This is a genomic window from Pseudomaricurvus sp. HS19 (assembly GCF_009857815.1).
Lineage (GTDB): Bacteria > Pseudomonadota > Gammaproteobacteria > Pseudomonadales > Cellvibrionaceae > Pseudomaricurvus.
In genome coordinates this window covers 538,314-551,979 of sequence record NZ_WVVW01000001.1, presented here as the reverse complement: position 1 = coordinate 551,979, position 13,666 = coordinate 538,314, and the positions used below count along the sequence as shown (strand labels likewise).

Genomic DNA, 13,666 nt, shown 5'->3' with positions numbered 1-13,666 from the left:
CCGTTTTTACTGCAGTGGGGCAATGGATTCAGGCCATTCAGGCGTAGTCCCGGAACAGCTTGCGGAAGGTGCTGGGGGAGAGTCCTGTCCAACGTTTGAAGGCGTTGGTAAAGCTGGTGCGATCGGAGAAATCCAGCGTTGACGAAATACTGTCAATGCTCATGTTGTTCTCCACCAGGTAGTTGATGGAATAGTGAAAACGAACCTGATCGCGCAGCTCGGCAAAACTGATGCCCTGCTGCTGCAGGCGGCGCTGCAGGGTGCGTTTGGAGAGGTTCATCTCCTCAGCGATAAAGTCGATTGACAGTGACGCCTTGCCAATGCGCTTTTGCAATACCTCTACGACGCGCCCGGGCACACCGTAAACCTCAGGTAGTCGCGCCTGATAGATATACTCTTCGAAGGTTTTCACGCCCTCGGTGACAAACCCGGCCCTGAGCCTGGCCTGATCTACTGGTGGTACCCTTTGGAGCTCAATCATTTTGGCCACTCCTTTTGCCATAATTTCGACGGTTTCAGCATCTTCATCCGTGAAGCCTCCCTGTCCACCGGCGCTTTGCAAGAAACACAGCAACCCGTAGATATGGCCTGCCACAAAGACCGGGGTGCAGAGGTATCCCCGAATTTCAACCCCGTTGTAGACCTCCCGACTGATATTTGGTTCTGGGCAGTTCCACAGGGTAGTGGTTCGGTGTGCAATGGGTGCAGAGCACCACTCCAACGTCTGATCCACCTCTACTGCCCCAGCAAGATCCATTCCACAAACCGCATCCACCTCTGCGGATGGCTGCAGCAAACGCACCCGCAGCAGCATTCCAATCTGCGCCGCGAACATGCCCAACCCGGCCTGCAGATAGGCCTCCTGATGCTCGGCGTGAGTAGCGAACCTGTCCGTGAGCAGCTGGTGCAGGATTTTTAATCGCTCCACCAAACCGGGTTTGCGGTTTTTCCGGCTGCCTGCGCTTGCGTTCCCGCCACCAGCCGAAGCCCCGTCCCGCCTTGTTGCGTCTGTATCCATAGCTTTCCACACCAATCCTGATGGTCAAATTTTTCCTTTATTCCAGATACTTACAGGACAAAGCTTGACCAGTTCGCCAACTAACCGCTGTATGTGACGATAAAAGAAAACAATTCCGTAACGGCGACAGGGCGCCATCACAAATGACTAACACCCATATTGATGGAGAGCTGAAATTCCCGGCGACGCCTCTTCCTGTGTCAGGGACGAATAGCTGACGACAACCGGAATCTGAATGCCACCCGGCATTCCTGGCGACCAAGCCCTCTTCCATTTGAGCTGGCGTAACCATATAGCAACCGCGGCGGGAACTCGCAGACCTCAGTCACACCCCGAAGGTGGTTCAGTTACCACCCCCTGAAACTGATGCAGCTGTAAAAAAGATCGACAATAGATCCCCGCCCAGCGAGAACCCGTTCGCAAAAATCACTCATTAAGACGTGGAAAGTATCCGTTTGGCGTCGACTGGAGACGGCAGAAGTGAAATTCGCCGCCTCAAGTGTTAATCCAGCTGACAATAGAGCCTCCTGAGACGCCAAAATAGTAATTTTCGCGCCAAAAGGAGACCGGTTTAATGCCGGATGATTTACAGGACAAGAGCCCCTGAAGACAGTGAAAGACTCACGCCCCTGAAAAGGAAGTTCAGTATTTCCGCAACAGGTGCCAGAGGCAGGCCTGTTCCTTAGGTACTCGCAGGGAGCGAATGGGGGGGGGAATAGACGAGGGAAATACCCGCAAAAGCGGTCAGGGAGAAAGCCGGCAGGTCCTGCCATCTTTAGCAGGACCTACCAGGCAAAACCCCTCAGAGCAGCTCGTCGAGAACCGCCAGTACATCCTCGTGATGGGTCTTGGTTTTGAACTTGTCCATTACCTTCAGGAGCCTGCCATCCTTGCCGATAATGAATGTGGTGCGGATAAGGCCCATAAACTCCTTACCCATAAACTTTTTCATGCCCCAGCAGCCATACTTTTCGGCGATGGCGTGATCCTCGTCGGAGAGCAGCGTGAAGTTCAGTTCCTGCTTCTCGATAAATTTCGGCAAACGCGCCACGGCATCCGGACTAACGCCCAGCACCACAGTGTCACGCTTTTCGAACTCTTTCTTGCTGTCACGAATGCCGCAGGCCTGCACAGTACATCCGGGCGTCATGGCTTTGGGATAGAAGTAGAGCACTACGTTTTTGGAGTCGCGAAAGTCCTTCAGGCTAACCTTGTTGCCTTCCTGATCCAGTAGGGTAAATGCGGGGGCGAGATTGCCGATTTTGGGGTGTGCCATAGCGACTCCATTTCTGAACTGAAAAATTGTGGCGGATTATAACCCGCGTGCACCGGCTCCGAAAAATGGATCCAGCGGCGGCGCCCTCCCCTCACATTGGCGCAGCCAAAAAAAAACGCGGCCAATGGCCGCGTTTTCGGTACTGCTTTAGAAGTCCGGGCTTAAGGGAGCAGGTGTTTCACTCCATCACGCTCTTCTTTCAGCTCGTTCTCGGTAGCAGCCATCTTGGACTTGGAGAAGTCGTTCAGCTCAATACCCTGAACAATGCTCCAGTCGCCGTCTTTACAGACACATGGGAAGCCATAGATCAGGCCTTCTTCGATGCCATAGGAACCATCGGAGTAGACGCCCATGGTGACATAGTTGTCAGCATCGGAGCCCAGCGCCCAGTTGCGCATATGATCGATGGCAGCGTTGGCAGCGGAAGCCGCTGAAGAAGCACCACGGGCTTTAATAATAGCCGCACCGCGCTGCTGTACAGTCGGGATAAAGTCGCTTTCGTACCACGCCTGGTCAATCAGGCCCATGGCATCGGCACCGTCAACGGAGGCGCTGTGCAGGTCAGGGTACTGGGTAGCGGAGTGGTTACCCCAGATAATGACGTTTTTCACATCATTAACGGTCTTGCCGGTTTTCTGGGCCAGCTGGGTCATGGCGCGGTTGTGATCCAGACGCATCATGGCAGTGAACTGACGTGGGTTAATGTCAGGAGCGTTGCGCTGGGCAATCAGGGCGTTGGTGTTGGCCGGGTTACCGACTACCAGCACCTTGATGTCGCGGGAAGCGTGGTCGTTGATGGCCTTGCCCTGAACGGAGAAGATCGCGGCGTTGGCTTCCAGCAGATCCTTACGCTCCATACCCGGGCCACGAGGACGAGCACCAACCAGCAGTGCGTAATCGGCATCCTTGAAGGCAACGTTAGGATCGTCGGTGCACACCATGCCAGCCAGTGTCGGGAACGCGCAGTCATCCAGCTCCATGGCTACACCCTTCAGGGCTTCCAGGGCGGGAGTGATTTCCAGCATTTGCAGAATAACTGGCTGGTCAGCGCCCAGCATCTGGCCGGAAGCAATGCGGAACAACAGGGAGTAGCTGATCTGACCGGCGGCGCCAGTCACTGCAACACGTACGGGTGCTTTCACAATAAATCTCCGTTTACGCTCGTTTGTATGAAAGTGGGAGTGGCTTTCAGCCTTGCCAACGAATATCCCTGACGCGTGCTGAATCACCTTTTTGGCGGGGGGCCATTATAGGCAATCGCGAGAAAAATGCATCCATCGACGCGCAATTTACGACTAATTGGTAGGCGCGATGGCCGCCCCCGGCGTACCCGATAACAAGCGGCGCCGAGGGGCCGAATCAGGCGCAGAGGCTGCGGTAACGCTCCGCCAGTGCCTGATACAGCTCATCCTTGAACGCCGGACTGGAGGTGTCCAGGGATTGGGTCAACTCCACCAGGTGCTCATTGTCTTCGCGTCCGCCCCACAGCTTCTGGTAGCTGCCATCCTGATAGCCGTGATCCTGGCGGAAGAAATTGAGCACATTTTTGCCCACATAACCGCCGAACAACTGCTCGAAACTCATATCAATGCCGGCCATCAGGCGGCCGAAGGCAGCTACGGAGAAACTCCGGCGACTGAGCACGTCAGCGGCAAAGGCCTCCAGATCAAGGCGAAAGTCAGCCTCATCCGTGGCGATGGACAGCTCGGAGGCCACCTGCTCTGCAATGGCGTCGCTGCTTTCGCCACCCTGCAGCAGGATACTCAGGCCAAAATGCCAGATGTCGATCAGCTCCAGGGCCACCTGTTCAAGATCCGGCTGCTGCTTTTTCCACCACTTCCAGCCGTAGTGATCCAGCAGCTCCCCACACTCAATCCAGATGGCCCGGTACCACTCGAACCCCTGCGCACGCCAGTCGTTATTAACCCGTGTGTTCATGCTGTCCTGTAACTCGAGCATGGTCTTGATCTGTTGCTGCATCTTGCACCTGTCGTCGAAAGAATGACTTAAAGATTGGCTTAAAGGGGTGATAGTAACAGAGAGCCGTAAGCGCCGACCACGACGGCTGCCCGAAGAGATTACTGATGACACGAAAATGTCACGCCCCGGCCATACAGCTGTCACATAAAGCGCCTAGCCTTCACCCCATGAGCACAAAAAACAATCAGCAAAGGCAGGTCCCCATGAAGCTGCTGCAAGTCCTCCACCACTGTGATCTCTCTACCTTTGGCTGGTGCCTGCGGCGCAAGAGCCTGCCAACCCTGACACGGGCCAGCCGCAAAATATCGGCCACCGCAGACGGTCACCTCTATATCCTCGCCATTCTGCTGCTGGCCCTGACCGAGTTCAGCGACTGGTCCCTCTGCCTGCTGCTGGCACTGCTGCTGGAACGACCGCTCTACGCGCTGCTGAAATCCCAGTTCAAACGCAACCGGCCACCCCAGGCAATTCCCGGCTTCCAGAGCGTGATTCAACCCAGCGACCAGTTCAGCTTTCCCTCCGGGCATACCTCCGCCGCTTTCCTGTTTGCGACACTGGCGTTTCTGTTGCTCCCGAGCAGCGGCTGGCTGCTCTTCCCCTGGGCCGGCAGCGTGGCTGCATCCCGGGTACTGCTGGGGGTGCACTTCCCCACCGACACCCTCGCCGGCGCCCTGTTGGGCTGCACCATGGCATTACTGAGTTTTGAACTACTGAACCCCGCACTATGAAGATATTTTACGGCGTACAGGGCACCGGCAATGGCCACATCAGCCGCGCCCGGGCCATGAACCACCACCTGCGCAACAGCGCAGCCAGCACCCAATTTCTGTTCAGTGGCCGCGAGCCCGGTGACTTCTTCGATATGGATGAGTTCGGTGACTGGCGCTGCCTGCCCGGCCTCACCTTTGCCACCGCCAACGGCCGCATCCAGCCCCTGAAAACCTTCCGTGACAACCAGCTGTTGCGCTTCTGGCGTGACGTGCGCGAGCTGGACCTGAGCGGCTACGACCTGGTGATTCACGACTTTGAGCCGGTGACTGCCTGGGCCGCCCGCCGTCAGGGGATCCCCACCATTGGCATTGGCCATCAATACGCATTCAGCTCCGCCATCCCGACGGAAGGAGACTCGCTGATGTCCAGGGCCCTGATCCGCCACTTCGCCCCGGCCGATGTCCACCTGGGCCTGCACTGGCACCACTTTGGCCAGACCATACTGCCGCCCATTGTGCACCTTGATGAGTCAATCCCGGTGCAGCGCGAAGAAGTAATTCTGGTGTACCTGGGATTTGAAGCGCCAGAGGCCGTGCTGCAACTGCTGCACCAATGCCCGGACACCCGCTTTGTCTACTACGGCAAGTTCGCTGGCCCGAGTGAGGAAGGTAACGTCTCCCTGCGGCCGCTCAGCGTTGAGGGCTTCCGCAAGGACCTGCATCGCTGTCGCGGCGTGGTGTGTAACGCCGGTTTTGAACTGGTCAGCGAGGCACTGCAGCTGGGCAAGAAAGTACTGGTGAAACCCCTGCAGGGACAGATGGAGCAGCTCTCCAATGCCGCCGCCCTGGAAGAGCTGGACCTGGGCTGTCGTATGAACCGGCTGGATGCCGCCAGGTTGCAGGAGTGGCTGGAAGATCGCCGCCACCCGTTGTGCCACTACCCGGATGTGGCCGCGGCTATCGTGAAGTGGATTTTGTCAGAGCAGCGCAGCTCCGTAGAAGACCTCTCCAGTCAGCTGTGGCAAGCGTCCCGCCTGCAGCGTCGAGGCCCCGCTACTGCTATTGAGGCAATGCCCGGGTATTCCTGATCTGGCCGTCAGAGTCCGGCGGCCTTGGGAAACAGGCGCCGGAAGTTCTCTCCGGTTGCCTCACAAAAGCTGTGGTAATCCAGTCCTTTGAGAACGGCGACAAACTGCGCTACTTCGCGCACAAATGCCGGCTCATTAGGCTTGCCACGAAACGGGACCGGCGCAAGGTAAGGCGAATCGGTTTCCACCAGCAGCCGCTCTAGCGGTACCAGCCGGGCCACCTCCCTCAACTCTTCGGCGTTTTTGAACGTGACGATGCCGGACAAGGATATGTAGTAGTTCATATCCAACGCCGCGCGCGCCATCTCCCAGCTTTCCGTAAAACAGTGCAGCACACCGGCGTGCTCCGGGTTGCCGTGTTCGCGAATCATATCCAGCGTATCCTGACGCGCGTCGCGGGTATGGACAATAACCGGTAAGCCGGCCTCCCCCGCCGCGCGCAAATGGACCGCAAAGCTCTCCTGCTGCAGTTCACGACTCTCATCGCTGTAGTAGTAATCGAGACCGGTCTCTCCCAGGGCAACCACCTTGGGGTGTTGCGCCCACTGCAGCAACTGCGCCTCTGCCGCCAGCCCTTTATCGACATCCAACGGATGCACTCCCACTGATGCCACCACCTCGTCGTAGCGCTCGGCCAGGGCAACCACCTGCTCCCGGTTTTCAACACTGATCCCCACACACAGCATCTGGCCAACACCGGCCTGCCGCGCTGCCTCAACAGCGGCATCGAGGTTACCCTCATATTTGTCCAGTTTCAGACGATCAAGGTGGCAATGGGAATCGACGAGCATAGGAATCTACAACTGATAGGCACAGCGGCTGCTGTTGGCGGAGAAGAAAGCGGGATGATAGCAGGAAGCGGCGGCGATGGCAGCCGCGGTGCCCGGCTGAATCCGGGCACGGAAGCCTTACATGGTATGGGTGGGGCGATCTGACTCCAGCGAGCCGGCCAGGTAGGTTTCAATTTTTTTGGCTGCGGTGTCATCCTGGCCAGTGAACTGCACACCAATACCGGCAGCACGATTACCTTGCGCGCCCCTGGGAGTGATCCACACCACCTTGCCGGCCACCGGTAACTTTTCAGCCTCATCCATCAGGTTGAGCAGCATAAATACCTCATCCCCCAGCTGATAGGTCTTGCTGGTGGGGATAAACAGACCGCCATTTTGCACAAACGGCATGTAGGCCGCGTACAACACCGCCTTGTCTTTAATGGTCAGGGAGAGAATGCCGCTGCGGGCACCGCCACCGAGTCCTTGCATATGGAGTCCAGCCTATATCCTGTGGGAGCATGTACAGAGAGGTAAGCTACCCCGCTGTCAGAGCGAAAAGACGTCGTTAAAGTAATCCATTCACCATCTGCTGTCTACTTTGCTGCAGCAGTGCCGATTGTTTCATCAACGCCTGCCAGTCGAGCATCAGCTCCTCCTGCAACAGCTGCTTATTGAGGGCCACGTTGGACAGCAGCTGACGCTTCAACTGCATCAGCTTGTCCATAAACCGGAAGCCGATCTGCTCCGGCACTGCGGCAAGCGCCTCCAGCAAGGGTGCCTCCACCTCATTCAGCCCCTCATCCACGCCGGTTACTGCCGCGCGAATGCCCGCCTGAACCCACTGCAACATCCACTCTACCGTTTGTAGCGGATCACCGGACAACTTTGCCGCCACATCCAGCGGACTGATTCGTGCCTGCCCTATGGCCTGCAGCCAGCCAGCCAGCTCCTGACGCTGCTCCAGGACATCCCCCTGCAGCAGGTCCCGGGCCGCGACAGGTGCACCACCCGCGCAGTGCAGCAGATATTCAGGTTTGTGCCCTGTGACCAGCGGTGCCAGCCACGCCAGGCTGACACTCGTCTCGGGGATGGGGAAGTCCACCAGCTGGCAGCGACTGCGGATGGTGGCCATCACCTGGCTGGGAGCATGGGAGACCAGTATCAGTGTGGTATCGCCCGCCGGCTCTTCAAGGCTTTTCAGCAGCGCATTGGCGGCATTGACGTTGAGGGCCTCGGCAGGCTGAATCAGCGCCACCTTGCGCCCGCCCTGCTGCCCGGTTTTGGCGAGAAAATCGGTTGCCTCACGCACCTGGCTGATCTTGATCACCCGGCTCTTCTCCTCCGGCTGCAGCATCAGCAGGTCCGGATGGGTTCCGGCGCGCACCAGGTCGCACCCTTTGCAGCGGCCACAGGCCACCTGGTTAACCGGTGACAGGCACAACAGCAGCGCGGCGAGACAATCCGCAAAATGACGCTTGCCGGTGCCTGCGGGACCAGCCAGCATCAACGCGTGTGGCAAACGCCGGTCACGATGCAGGTCCGCCAACCGCTGCCATTGGGCCTGCTGCCAGCTGTAGGCGACGCTGGGACGCACCGATGCGGCTTCAGTCTCTGTAGTCATACTTGATCCCACCGCCCTCTTGTCAGGGCCTTTAAACATTGTTTGCCGACCGCGGGCCGTTTGTTGCCCGCAGCAAGCTTAGCAAGCCGCCCAAACCTGACCAAGCGCTTGAGGCGCAGCCGGCCGGTTGCCATAATCCGCCCCTCAACCGATGAGTAACAAATCCCATGACCGCTGCCATGCACCTGCAGGAACCCGACATTGTCTACCAGAGCGACCAGCTGCTGGCGGTAAACAAGCCTTCCGGCTTGCTTACGGTACCCGGCAAGGGACCGGACAAACAGGACTGCCTGATTAGCCGCGTGCAAAGGCTCTACCCCAATGCCCGGGTCATCCATCGCCTCGACATGGCTACCTCCGGCCTGGTGCTGGTGGCCAGGAACGCCGACGCCCTGAGGGAGTTCAGCAGGCTGTTTCAGGAACGCCGCATCAGCAAGCGTTATGAAGCGGTTGTCGGTGGCCGCATCCCGACCCATAACGGCTCCGTGGAACTGCCATTAATCTGTGACTGGCCACAGCGCCCCAAACAGAAAGTCTGTTTCACCCACGGCAAGGCAGCCCTGACCCATTATCAGCTGCTGGACTATAACGCCTCCCGCGATCAATCCCGGGTAAGCCTGGTGCCGGTAACCGGCAGGTCACACCAGCTGAGGGTACACATGCTGGCCCTGGGTCACGCCATTGTCGGGGATGAACTTTACGCTACTGCCACCGTACGCAGTGCATCAGAAAGGCTGCTGTTGCACGCCTGCGAACTGCGCTTTACCGACCCTTACAGCCAGCAGGAAATTCATCTGCAGAGTGCCGTCCCGTTCTGATATCGACGCAATACATCAGCTCGCGACAGTAGCTACCAGTCGCTGCAGCACCTGTTCGATATCCGCCTGCACCGCAGGTAACTCCTGACCGGCATCGATCAACGCAAAACGCTGCGGAGATGCCTCCATCCGCGCACGGTAACCGCCGCGCACGCGCTGGAAAAATTCAACCGCCTCGCTTTCAAAGCGATCCATATCACCGCGGGCACTGGCCCGGGCCAGGCCGGTTTCGACGTCTATGTCGAGCAACAGGGTGAGGTCCGGCTGTAAACCTTCCTGCACCATGGTTTCCAGCTCGGTAATCATCGACAAAGGCAAGCCGCGACCACTGCCCTGATAGGCAAAGGTGGCATCGGTAAAGCGGTCGCAAAGTACCCAGTCGCCGCGCTCCAGCGCCGGCCGAATCACCTGCGCCAGGTGCTGGGCCCGGGCGGCGAATACCAGCAACAGTTCGGCTTTATGATCGACGCGTTCCTGCCGCGGGCTCAGCAACAACTCCCGCACCTCCTCTGCCAATGGTGTACCACCAGGTTCCCGCGTCACCACCAGAGGAATACCCTGAGACTGCAGCCAATGGCGGATGAACTCCAGGTTGGTGCTCTTGCCCACACCTTCGGTCCCCTCCAGGGTAATGAACTTTCCTTTCTGTGGCACTGGGCTCTCCTGTCAGGTGGCCGCACGTGCAGCCTGATTGGCAACCGGATTTACTGCGCCGGGCTCGAGCGGTAGTTTTCAGCGCGCTTGAGCTGGTAGGCCCGCACGGCGGCTTCATGCTCCTGCAAGGTGACGGAAAACTGATGAGTACCATCACCCTTGGCCACAAAGAAGAGCGTCTCGCCTGCGGCCGGATGCAACGCAGCGTGAATGGAATCGCGACCGGGTAGCGCAATCGGCGTTGGCGGCAATCCCTTGATCACATAGGTATTGTAGGGGGTGGGCTGGCGCAGGTGTTTGCGCCGAATATTACCCTGATACTCCTCACCGAGGCCGTAGATAACCGTGGGGTCTGTCTGCAAGCGCATCCCCTTTTGCAAGCGGCGCACGAACACACCCGCGATTTCTGCCCGCTCTTCCGGTGCACCGGTCTCTTTTTCAATAATGGATGCCATAACCAGCGCCTCGTAAGGCGAGTTGTAAGGCAAACCCGCCGCCCTGCCCTCCCACTCCGCATCCAGCGCAGACTGCATCCGCTGGTAAGACTGGCGGATCAATTCCCAGGGGCTGGCATCGCGACTGTAGTGGTAGGTATCCGGAAACAGCCACCCTTCTGCACTGGGGTAATCCAGCTGCAGTTCCGCACGCAAACTCTCCACCGTCAGTGCAGGTTGCGCCTCCGCGAGGTAGGGCTGTGCACGTAGAACTGCCAGCGCCTGGGAAGCGGTTATCCCTTCCACCCAGGTAAACGTACGCTGCTTCACCTTGCCATCGTTAAACAACTGCAGCAGCTCAGCAGGACTGATCAGCGGCGGCAATTCATACTCGCCCTGTTTGATGTTGGTCGCGCCGGAAAGCCTTGCATGGGCTATCCATATGCGACGAGTGATTTCACCATCGATGGCTGGCAAGCGACGGCTTACACTGTAGAGATTGTCGCCGGGCTGCAGCATAAAAGTATCCACTCCCATGACTACCGGCTCAGACAACCAGTTGCGGGCAGCCAGCAGCGCCAGAGCCACGCCCACAGCACCGAGAACTATCAGCAAGCCCAGAAATTGCCACACGCGTCGCATCAGCACGGATATCCTCCGCTGGCATCCGGATAGGGTTTTGATCGCCACGCCTGCAACAGTTGTTGCAACAGATCACCAGTCGTCAGTTTTACCGTATCAATCTGTGCCACCTCATGCACACCACGAATGCTGTTGCAGGTGAGTGCGCCTGCAATGCTTTCCAGCTCTGCCAGCGACAGGTCTGCCTCCTCGATAGCCAGCCCGGCTGACGGGGCCACGCTGCCCATCAGGTACTGGCGCATGACTCCGGAGACACCACAACGATCAAGCCTCGGCGTTAGCAGCTTGCCTTCGCGCTGCACAATCAGATTACTGTGTGTCGTTTCGATGATATTGCCCTCAATACTGACGACGACACCATCCTCTACGCCCTTCTTCTGGCATTCGCCTTTGAGCATGACATTTTCCAGTCGGTTCAGGTGTTTCATTCCCGCCAACGCAGGCTGAAGACCCAGTCGCTGATCGCAAATCACGAGCTTAAGCGGTTTATGATCAACCACCGGCATCGGTGCCCAGAACACCACCACGGTAGGATCCATATCGTCCGTATAACCGTAACCGCGACCGCCGCTGCCACGACTGACAATACATTTGATAACACCGCTTAGGCGCTGACTGGCTTCACAACGCCGCAACACCCGCGCAATAGCGTCGGTGACCTGAGCAATGTCGAGAGGGATATCGAGCCGCTGACTACTTTCCAACAGCCTCGCCCGGTGATAAGACCAGAGCGGCAACTGCCCGTCGATCAGGCGGCAGGTTTCGAAAACGCCGTCGCCATAGGCAACCGCGCGGTCATAAACAGACAGCTGTTCTGTGGAACGACCGTTAACGCAGACAGGCATGGTACTACGGCAACCGGTTTATCCCGGTTGCCGCCTGCAGATCAGGAGAGTTTGCGGAACAGGAGTGAACCGTTGGTGCCACCAAACCCGAACGAGTTGGAGAGCGCAGCGTCAATGACACGCTCCTGCGCGGTGTGCGGCACCAGGTTAATGTCACAACCTTCATCCGGGTTGTCGAGGTTGATAGTCGGTGGTGCAACCTGGTCGCGAATAGCCAGTACACTAAAAATTGCTTCCACACTGCCGGCAGCGCCCAGCAAGTGACCGATCATGGACTTGGTGGAGCTGACCGCCACCTGATCGATGGCACTGCCCATCACACTCTTGACTGCCTTGCACTCGGCCACATCACCCGCAGGCGTGGATGTGCCATGGGCATTAATGTAGTTGATGCTGGCCAGATCAATGCCGGCGTCATTAATGGCATTGCGCATGGACATGGCTGCACCAGCGCCATCTTCAGGTGGAGAGGTCATGTGATAGGCATCACCACTCATACCGAAACCAACCAGTTCCGCGTAAATCTTTGCGCCGCGGGCCTTCGCCTGTTCGTACTCTTCCAGCACCAGCACACCGGCGCCGTCGCCCAGCACAAAGCCGTCGCGATCCCGGTCCCAGGGGCGACTGGCCGCCTGAGGATTGTCGTTGCGATTGGAGAGCGCACGGGCTGCAGCAAAGCCACCCAGGCCAACCGGCGTACAGGCCATCTCGGCACCGCCGGCAATCATCACATCCGCTTCGCCGTACTGAATCATGCGTGCCGCTACGCCGATATTGTGGGTACCGGTAGTACATGCCGTGACGATGGAAATATTAGGACCTTTAAAGCCGTAACGAATACTGAGGTTACCCGCGATCATGTTGATGATGGCGCCCGGTACAAAGAACGGCGACATCTTGCGTGGACCTTTGGTATCGATGACGTGCTTGCCCTCTTCGATAGAGGCAATACCACCGATACCGGCACCGATGGCAGCACCAATGCGTGGTGCGTTCTCTTCGGTAATCTCAATGCCGGAATCTTCAATGGCCTGGATTCCCGCCACCATGCCGTACTGGATAAAGAGATCCATCTTGCGGGCGTCTTTGGCGGCCAGATACGGCTCAGGTGAAAAGTTTTTGACTGCGGCACTGAAGGTGGTGGTGTAGGCTGAGGCGTCAAATGTCTCAATGGGCGCTGCACCGCTGCGCCCTGCCAGAATACCTTCCCAGGTAGATGCCACATCGTTGCCTAACGGCGTGACCATCCCCAAACCTGTTACCACAACTCTACGACGCGACACGCTGCCTCCTAAAATTATTCTGTCCGCAACCAAGTGCAACCATCGCCATTACGCGTGCGACTTTCTGCTTTTGTTAAGAGTAATAAGAAATAGTGCTACAGGAAACAAAAAAGCCGCCTATACGGTGATAGAGCGGCTTTTTTGAGAAACGCTTAGTCCAAGGACGAAACGGTAGGCTTTTTACTCAAGCCACAGCCCGGGATTAACCCAGGTTGGCGTTGATGTAATCGATAGCCAGCTGAACAGTGGTGATCTTCTCAGCTTCTTCGTCAGGGATCTCGGTTTCGAATTCTTCTTCCAGAGCCATTACCAGCTCAACGGTGTCCAGGGAGTCTGCGCCCAGATCTTCCACGAAGGAAGCTTCGTTCTTTACTTCTTCTTCTTTAACGCCCAGTTGTTCAGCAACGATTTTCTTTACGCGCTCTTCAATGCTGCTCATAGTGGTCTAAAACTCCTAATTGGTATAAAAAAGTTAGCAGTTTGAGCCGTGTTTCCTAACCTCAGTCAAACGGCTCAGTTGAGGT

The 13,666-nt window shown here is 57.6% G+C and carries 15 protein-coding genes and 1 pseudogene; 3 read left to right on the top strand and 13 right to left on the bottom strand.

The features are described 5' to 3' along the window. Positions 1-37: 37 nt before the first annotated feature. The 5 genes and pseudogenes from GSF27_RS17805 to GSF27_RS02325 form a co-directional block, all read right to left on the bottom strand. Positions 38-481 (bottom strand): AraC family transcriptional regulator, encoded by a 444-nt coding sequence (locus GSF27_RS17805; protein WP_237457401.1) that lies wholly within the window; start codon positions 479-481, stop codon positions 38-40. Between the two features lie 63 nt (positions 482-544). Next, positions 545-757, bottom strand: a pseudogene (locus GSF27_RS17800) (hypothetical protein); the annotation flags it as partial. 1,063 nt (positions 758-1,820) lie between these two features. Beyond that, the gene (bcp, locus tag GSF27_RS02335; protein ID WP_160965309.1) at positions 1,821-2,294 is read right to left on the bottom strand and encodes a thioredoxin-dependent thiol peroxidase; all 474 of its coding nucleotides are present in this window, start codon (positions 2,292-2,294) and stop codon (positions 1,821-1,823) included. 161 nt (positions 2,295-2,455) lie between these two features. Then, entirely contained in the window at positions 2,456-3,436 is a 981-nt protein-coding gene (locus GSF27_RS02330) for a malate dehydrogenase (protein ID WP_160965307.1), read from the bottom strand. A gap of 217 nt (positions 3,437-3,653) precedes the next feature. Then, entirely contained in the window at positions 3,654-4,274 is a 621-nt protein-coding gene (locus tag GSF27_RS02325) for a dUTP diphosphatase (RefSeq protein WP_160965305.1), read from the bottom strand. Positions 4,275-4,477: 203 nt separating this feature from the next. Between GSF27_RS02325 and GSF27_RS02320 the strand changes: the two genes are divergently transcribed. Together GSF27_RS02320 and GSF27_RS02315 are read left to right on the top strand one after the other, a co-directional pair. Further along, positions 4,478-5,002, top strand: coding sequence for a phosphatase PAP2 family protein (locus tag GSF27_RS02320; RefSeq protein WP_160965303.1), 525 nt, complete (start codon positions 4,478-4,480; stop codon positions 5,000-5,002). Beyond that, entirely contained in the window at positions 4,999-6,072 is a 1,074-nt protein-coding gene (locus GSF27_RS02315) for an MJ1255/VC2487 family glycosyltransferase (RefSeq protein WP_160965301.1), read from the top strand. Before GSF27_RS02320 ends, GSF27_RS02315 begins: the two co-directional genes overlap by 4 nt. Positions 6,073-6,080: 8 nt before the next feature. Here the strand turns inward: GSF27_RS02315 and GSF27_RS02310 are convergent, their stop codons facing one another. From GSF27_RS02310 to GSF27_RS02300, 3 genes are all read right to left on the bottom strand, one after another. Next, a complete protein-coding gene (locus GSF27_RS02310; protein ID WP_160965299.1) occupies positions 6,081-6,863 on the bottom strand; it encodes a TatD family hydrolase in 783 nt (260 codons plus the stop codon). A 117-nt stretch (positions 6,864-6,980) separates the two neighbouring features. Next, positions 6,981-7,334: a PilZ domain-containing protein gene (locus GSF27_RS02305; RefSeq protein WP_160965297.1), complete on the bottom strand. Its 354-nt coding sequence runs from the start codon at positions 7,332-7,334 to the stop codon at positions 6,981-6,983. 76 nt (positions 7,335-7,410) lie between these two features. Next, positions 7,411-8,466: a DNA polymerase III subunit delta' gene (locus tag GSF27_RS02300; RefSeq protein WP_160965295.1), complete on the bottom strand. Its 1,056-nt coding sequence runs from the start codon at positions 8,464-8,466 to the stop codon at positions 7,411-7,413. Between the two features lie 167 nt (positions 8,467-8,633). On the opposite strand from GSF27_RS02300, the gene GSF27_RS02295 reads away from it, so the two are divergent. Beyond that, entirely contained in the window at positions 8,634-9,284 is a 651-nt protein-coding gene (locus GSF27_RS02295; protein WP_160965293.1) for a pseudouridine synthase, read from the top strand. Positions 9,285-9,299: 15 nt separating this feature from the next. Here GSF27_RS02295 and tmk read toward each other — a convergent pair whose 3' ends face one another. The 5 genes from tmk to acpP form a co-directional block, all read right to left on the bottom strand. Beyond that, the gene (gene tmk / locus GSF27_RS02290) at positions 9,300-9,938 is read right to left on the bottom strand and encodes a dTMP kinase (protein WP_160965291.1); all 639 of its coding nucleotides are present in this window, start codon (positions 9,936-9,938) and stop codon (positions 9,300-9,302) included. 50 nt (positions 9,939-9,988) lie between these two features. Further along, entirely contained in the window at positions 9,989-11,014 is a 1,026-nt protein-coding gene (mltG, locus tag GSF27_RS02285) for an endolytic transglycosylase MltG (protein WP_160967432.1), read from the bottom strand. Next, positions 11,014-11,859: an aminodeoxychorismate lyase gene (gene pabC, locus GSF27_RS02280; RefSeq protein ID WP_160965289.1), complete on the bottom strand. Its 846-nt coding sequence runs from the start codon at positions 11,857-11,859 to the stop codon at positions 11,014-11,016. Before pabC ends, mltG begins: the two co-directional genes overlap by 1 nt. A gap of 41 nt (positions 11,860-11,900) precedes the next feature. Then, the gene (fabF, locus tag GSF27_RS02275; protein ID WP_160965287.1) at positions 11,901-13,142 is read right to left on the bottom strand and encodes a beta-ketoacyl-ACP synthase II; all 1,242 of its coding nucleotides are present in this window, start codon (positions 13,140-13,142) and stop codon (positions 11,901-11,903) included. A 202-nt stretch (positions 13,143-13,344) separates the two neighbouring features. Continuing rightward, the gene (gene acpP / locus GSF27_RS02270) at positions 13,345-13,581 is read right to left on the bottom strand and encodes an acyl carrier protein (RefSeq protein WP_160965285.1); all 237 of its coding nucleotides are present in this window, start codon (positions 13,579-13,581) and stop codon (positions 13,345-13,347) included. Positions 13,582-13,666 lie beyond the last annotated feature (85 nt).

What these genes read in the sequence shown, in the direction of transcription:
- GSF27_RS02315 (WP_160965301.1), top strand. Translation starts at nt 4,999, where the DNA reads ATGAAGATATTTTACGGCGTACAGGGCACCGGCAATGGCCACATCAGC.
- mltG (WP_160967432.1), bottom strand. Translation starts at nt 11,014, where the DNA reads ATGCGACGCGTGTGGCAATTTCTGGGCTTGCTGATAGTTCTCGGTGCT.
- GSF27_RS02320 (WP_160965303.1), top strand. Translation starts at nt 4,478, where the DNA reads ATGAAGCTGCTGCAAGTCCTCCACCACTGTGATCTCTCTACCTTTGGC.
- GSF27_RS02305 (WP_160965297.1), bottom strand. Translation starts at nt 7,334, where the DNA reads ATGCAAGGACTCGGTGGCGGTGCCCGCAGCGGCATTCTCTCCCTGACC.
- acpP (WP_160965285.1), bottom strand. Translation starts at nt 13,581, where the DNA reads ATGAGCAGCATTGAAGAGCGCGTAAAGAAAATCGTTGCTGAACAACTG.
- bcp (WP_160965309.1), bottom strand. Translation starts at nt 2,294, where the DNA reads ATGGCACACCCCAAAATCGGCAATCTCGCCCCCGCATTTACCCTACTG.
- GSF27_RS02325 (WP_160965305.1), bottom strand. Translation starts at nt 4,274, where the DNA reads ATGCAGCAACAGATCAAGACCATGCTCGAGTTACAGGACAGCATGAAC.
- GSF27_RS02295 (WP_160965293.1), top strand. Translation starts at nt 8,634, where the DNA reads ATGACCGCTGCCATGCACCTGCAGGAACCCGACATTGTCTACCAGAGC.
- GSF27_RS02310 (WP_160965299.1), bottom strand. Translation starts at nt 6,863, where the DNA reads ATGCTCGTCGATTCCCATTGCCACCTTGATCGTCTGAAACTGGACAAA.
- pabC (WP_160965289.1), bottom strand. Translation starts at nt 11,859, where the DNA reads ATGCCTGTCTGCGTTAACGGTCGTTCCACAGAACAGCTGTCTGTTTAT.
- GSF27_RS17805 (WP_237457401.1), bottom strand. Translation starts at nt 481, where the DNA reads ATGATTGAGCTCCAAAGGGTACCACCAGTAGATCAGGCCAGGCTCAGG.
- GSF27_RS02300 (WP_160965295.1), bottom strand. Translation starts at nt 8,466, where the DNA reads ATGACTACAGAGACTGAAGCCGCATCGGTGCGTCCCAGCGTCGCCTAC.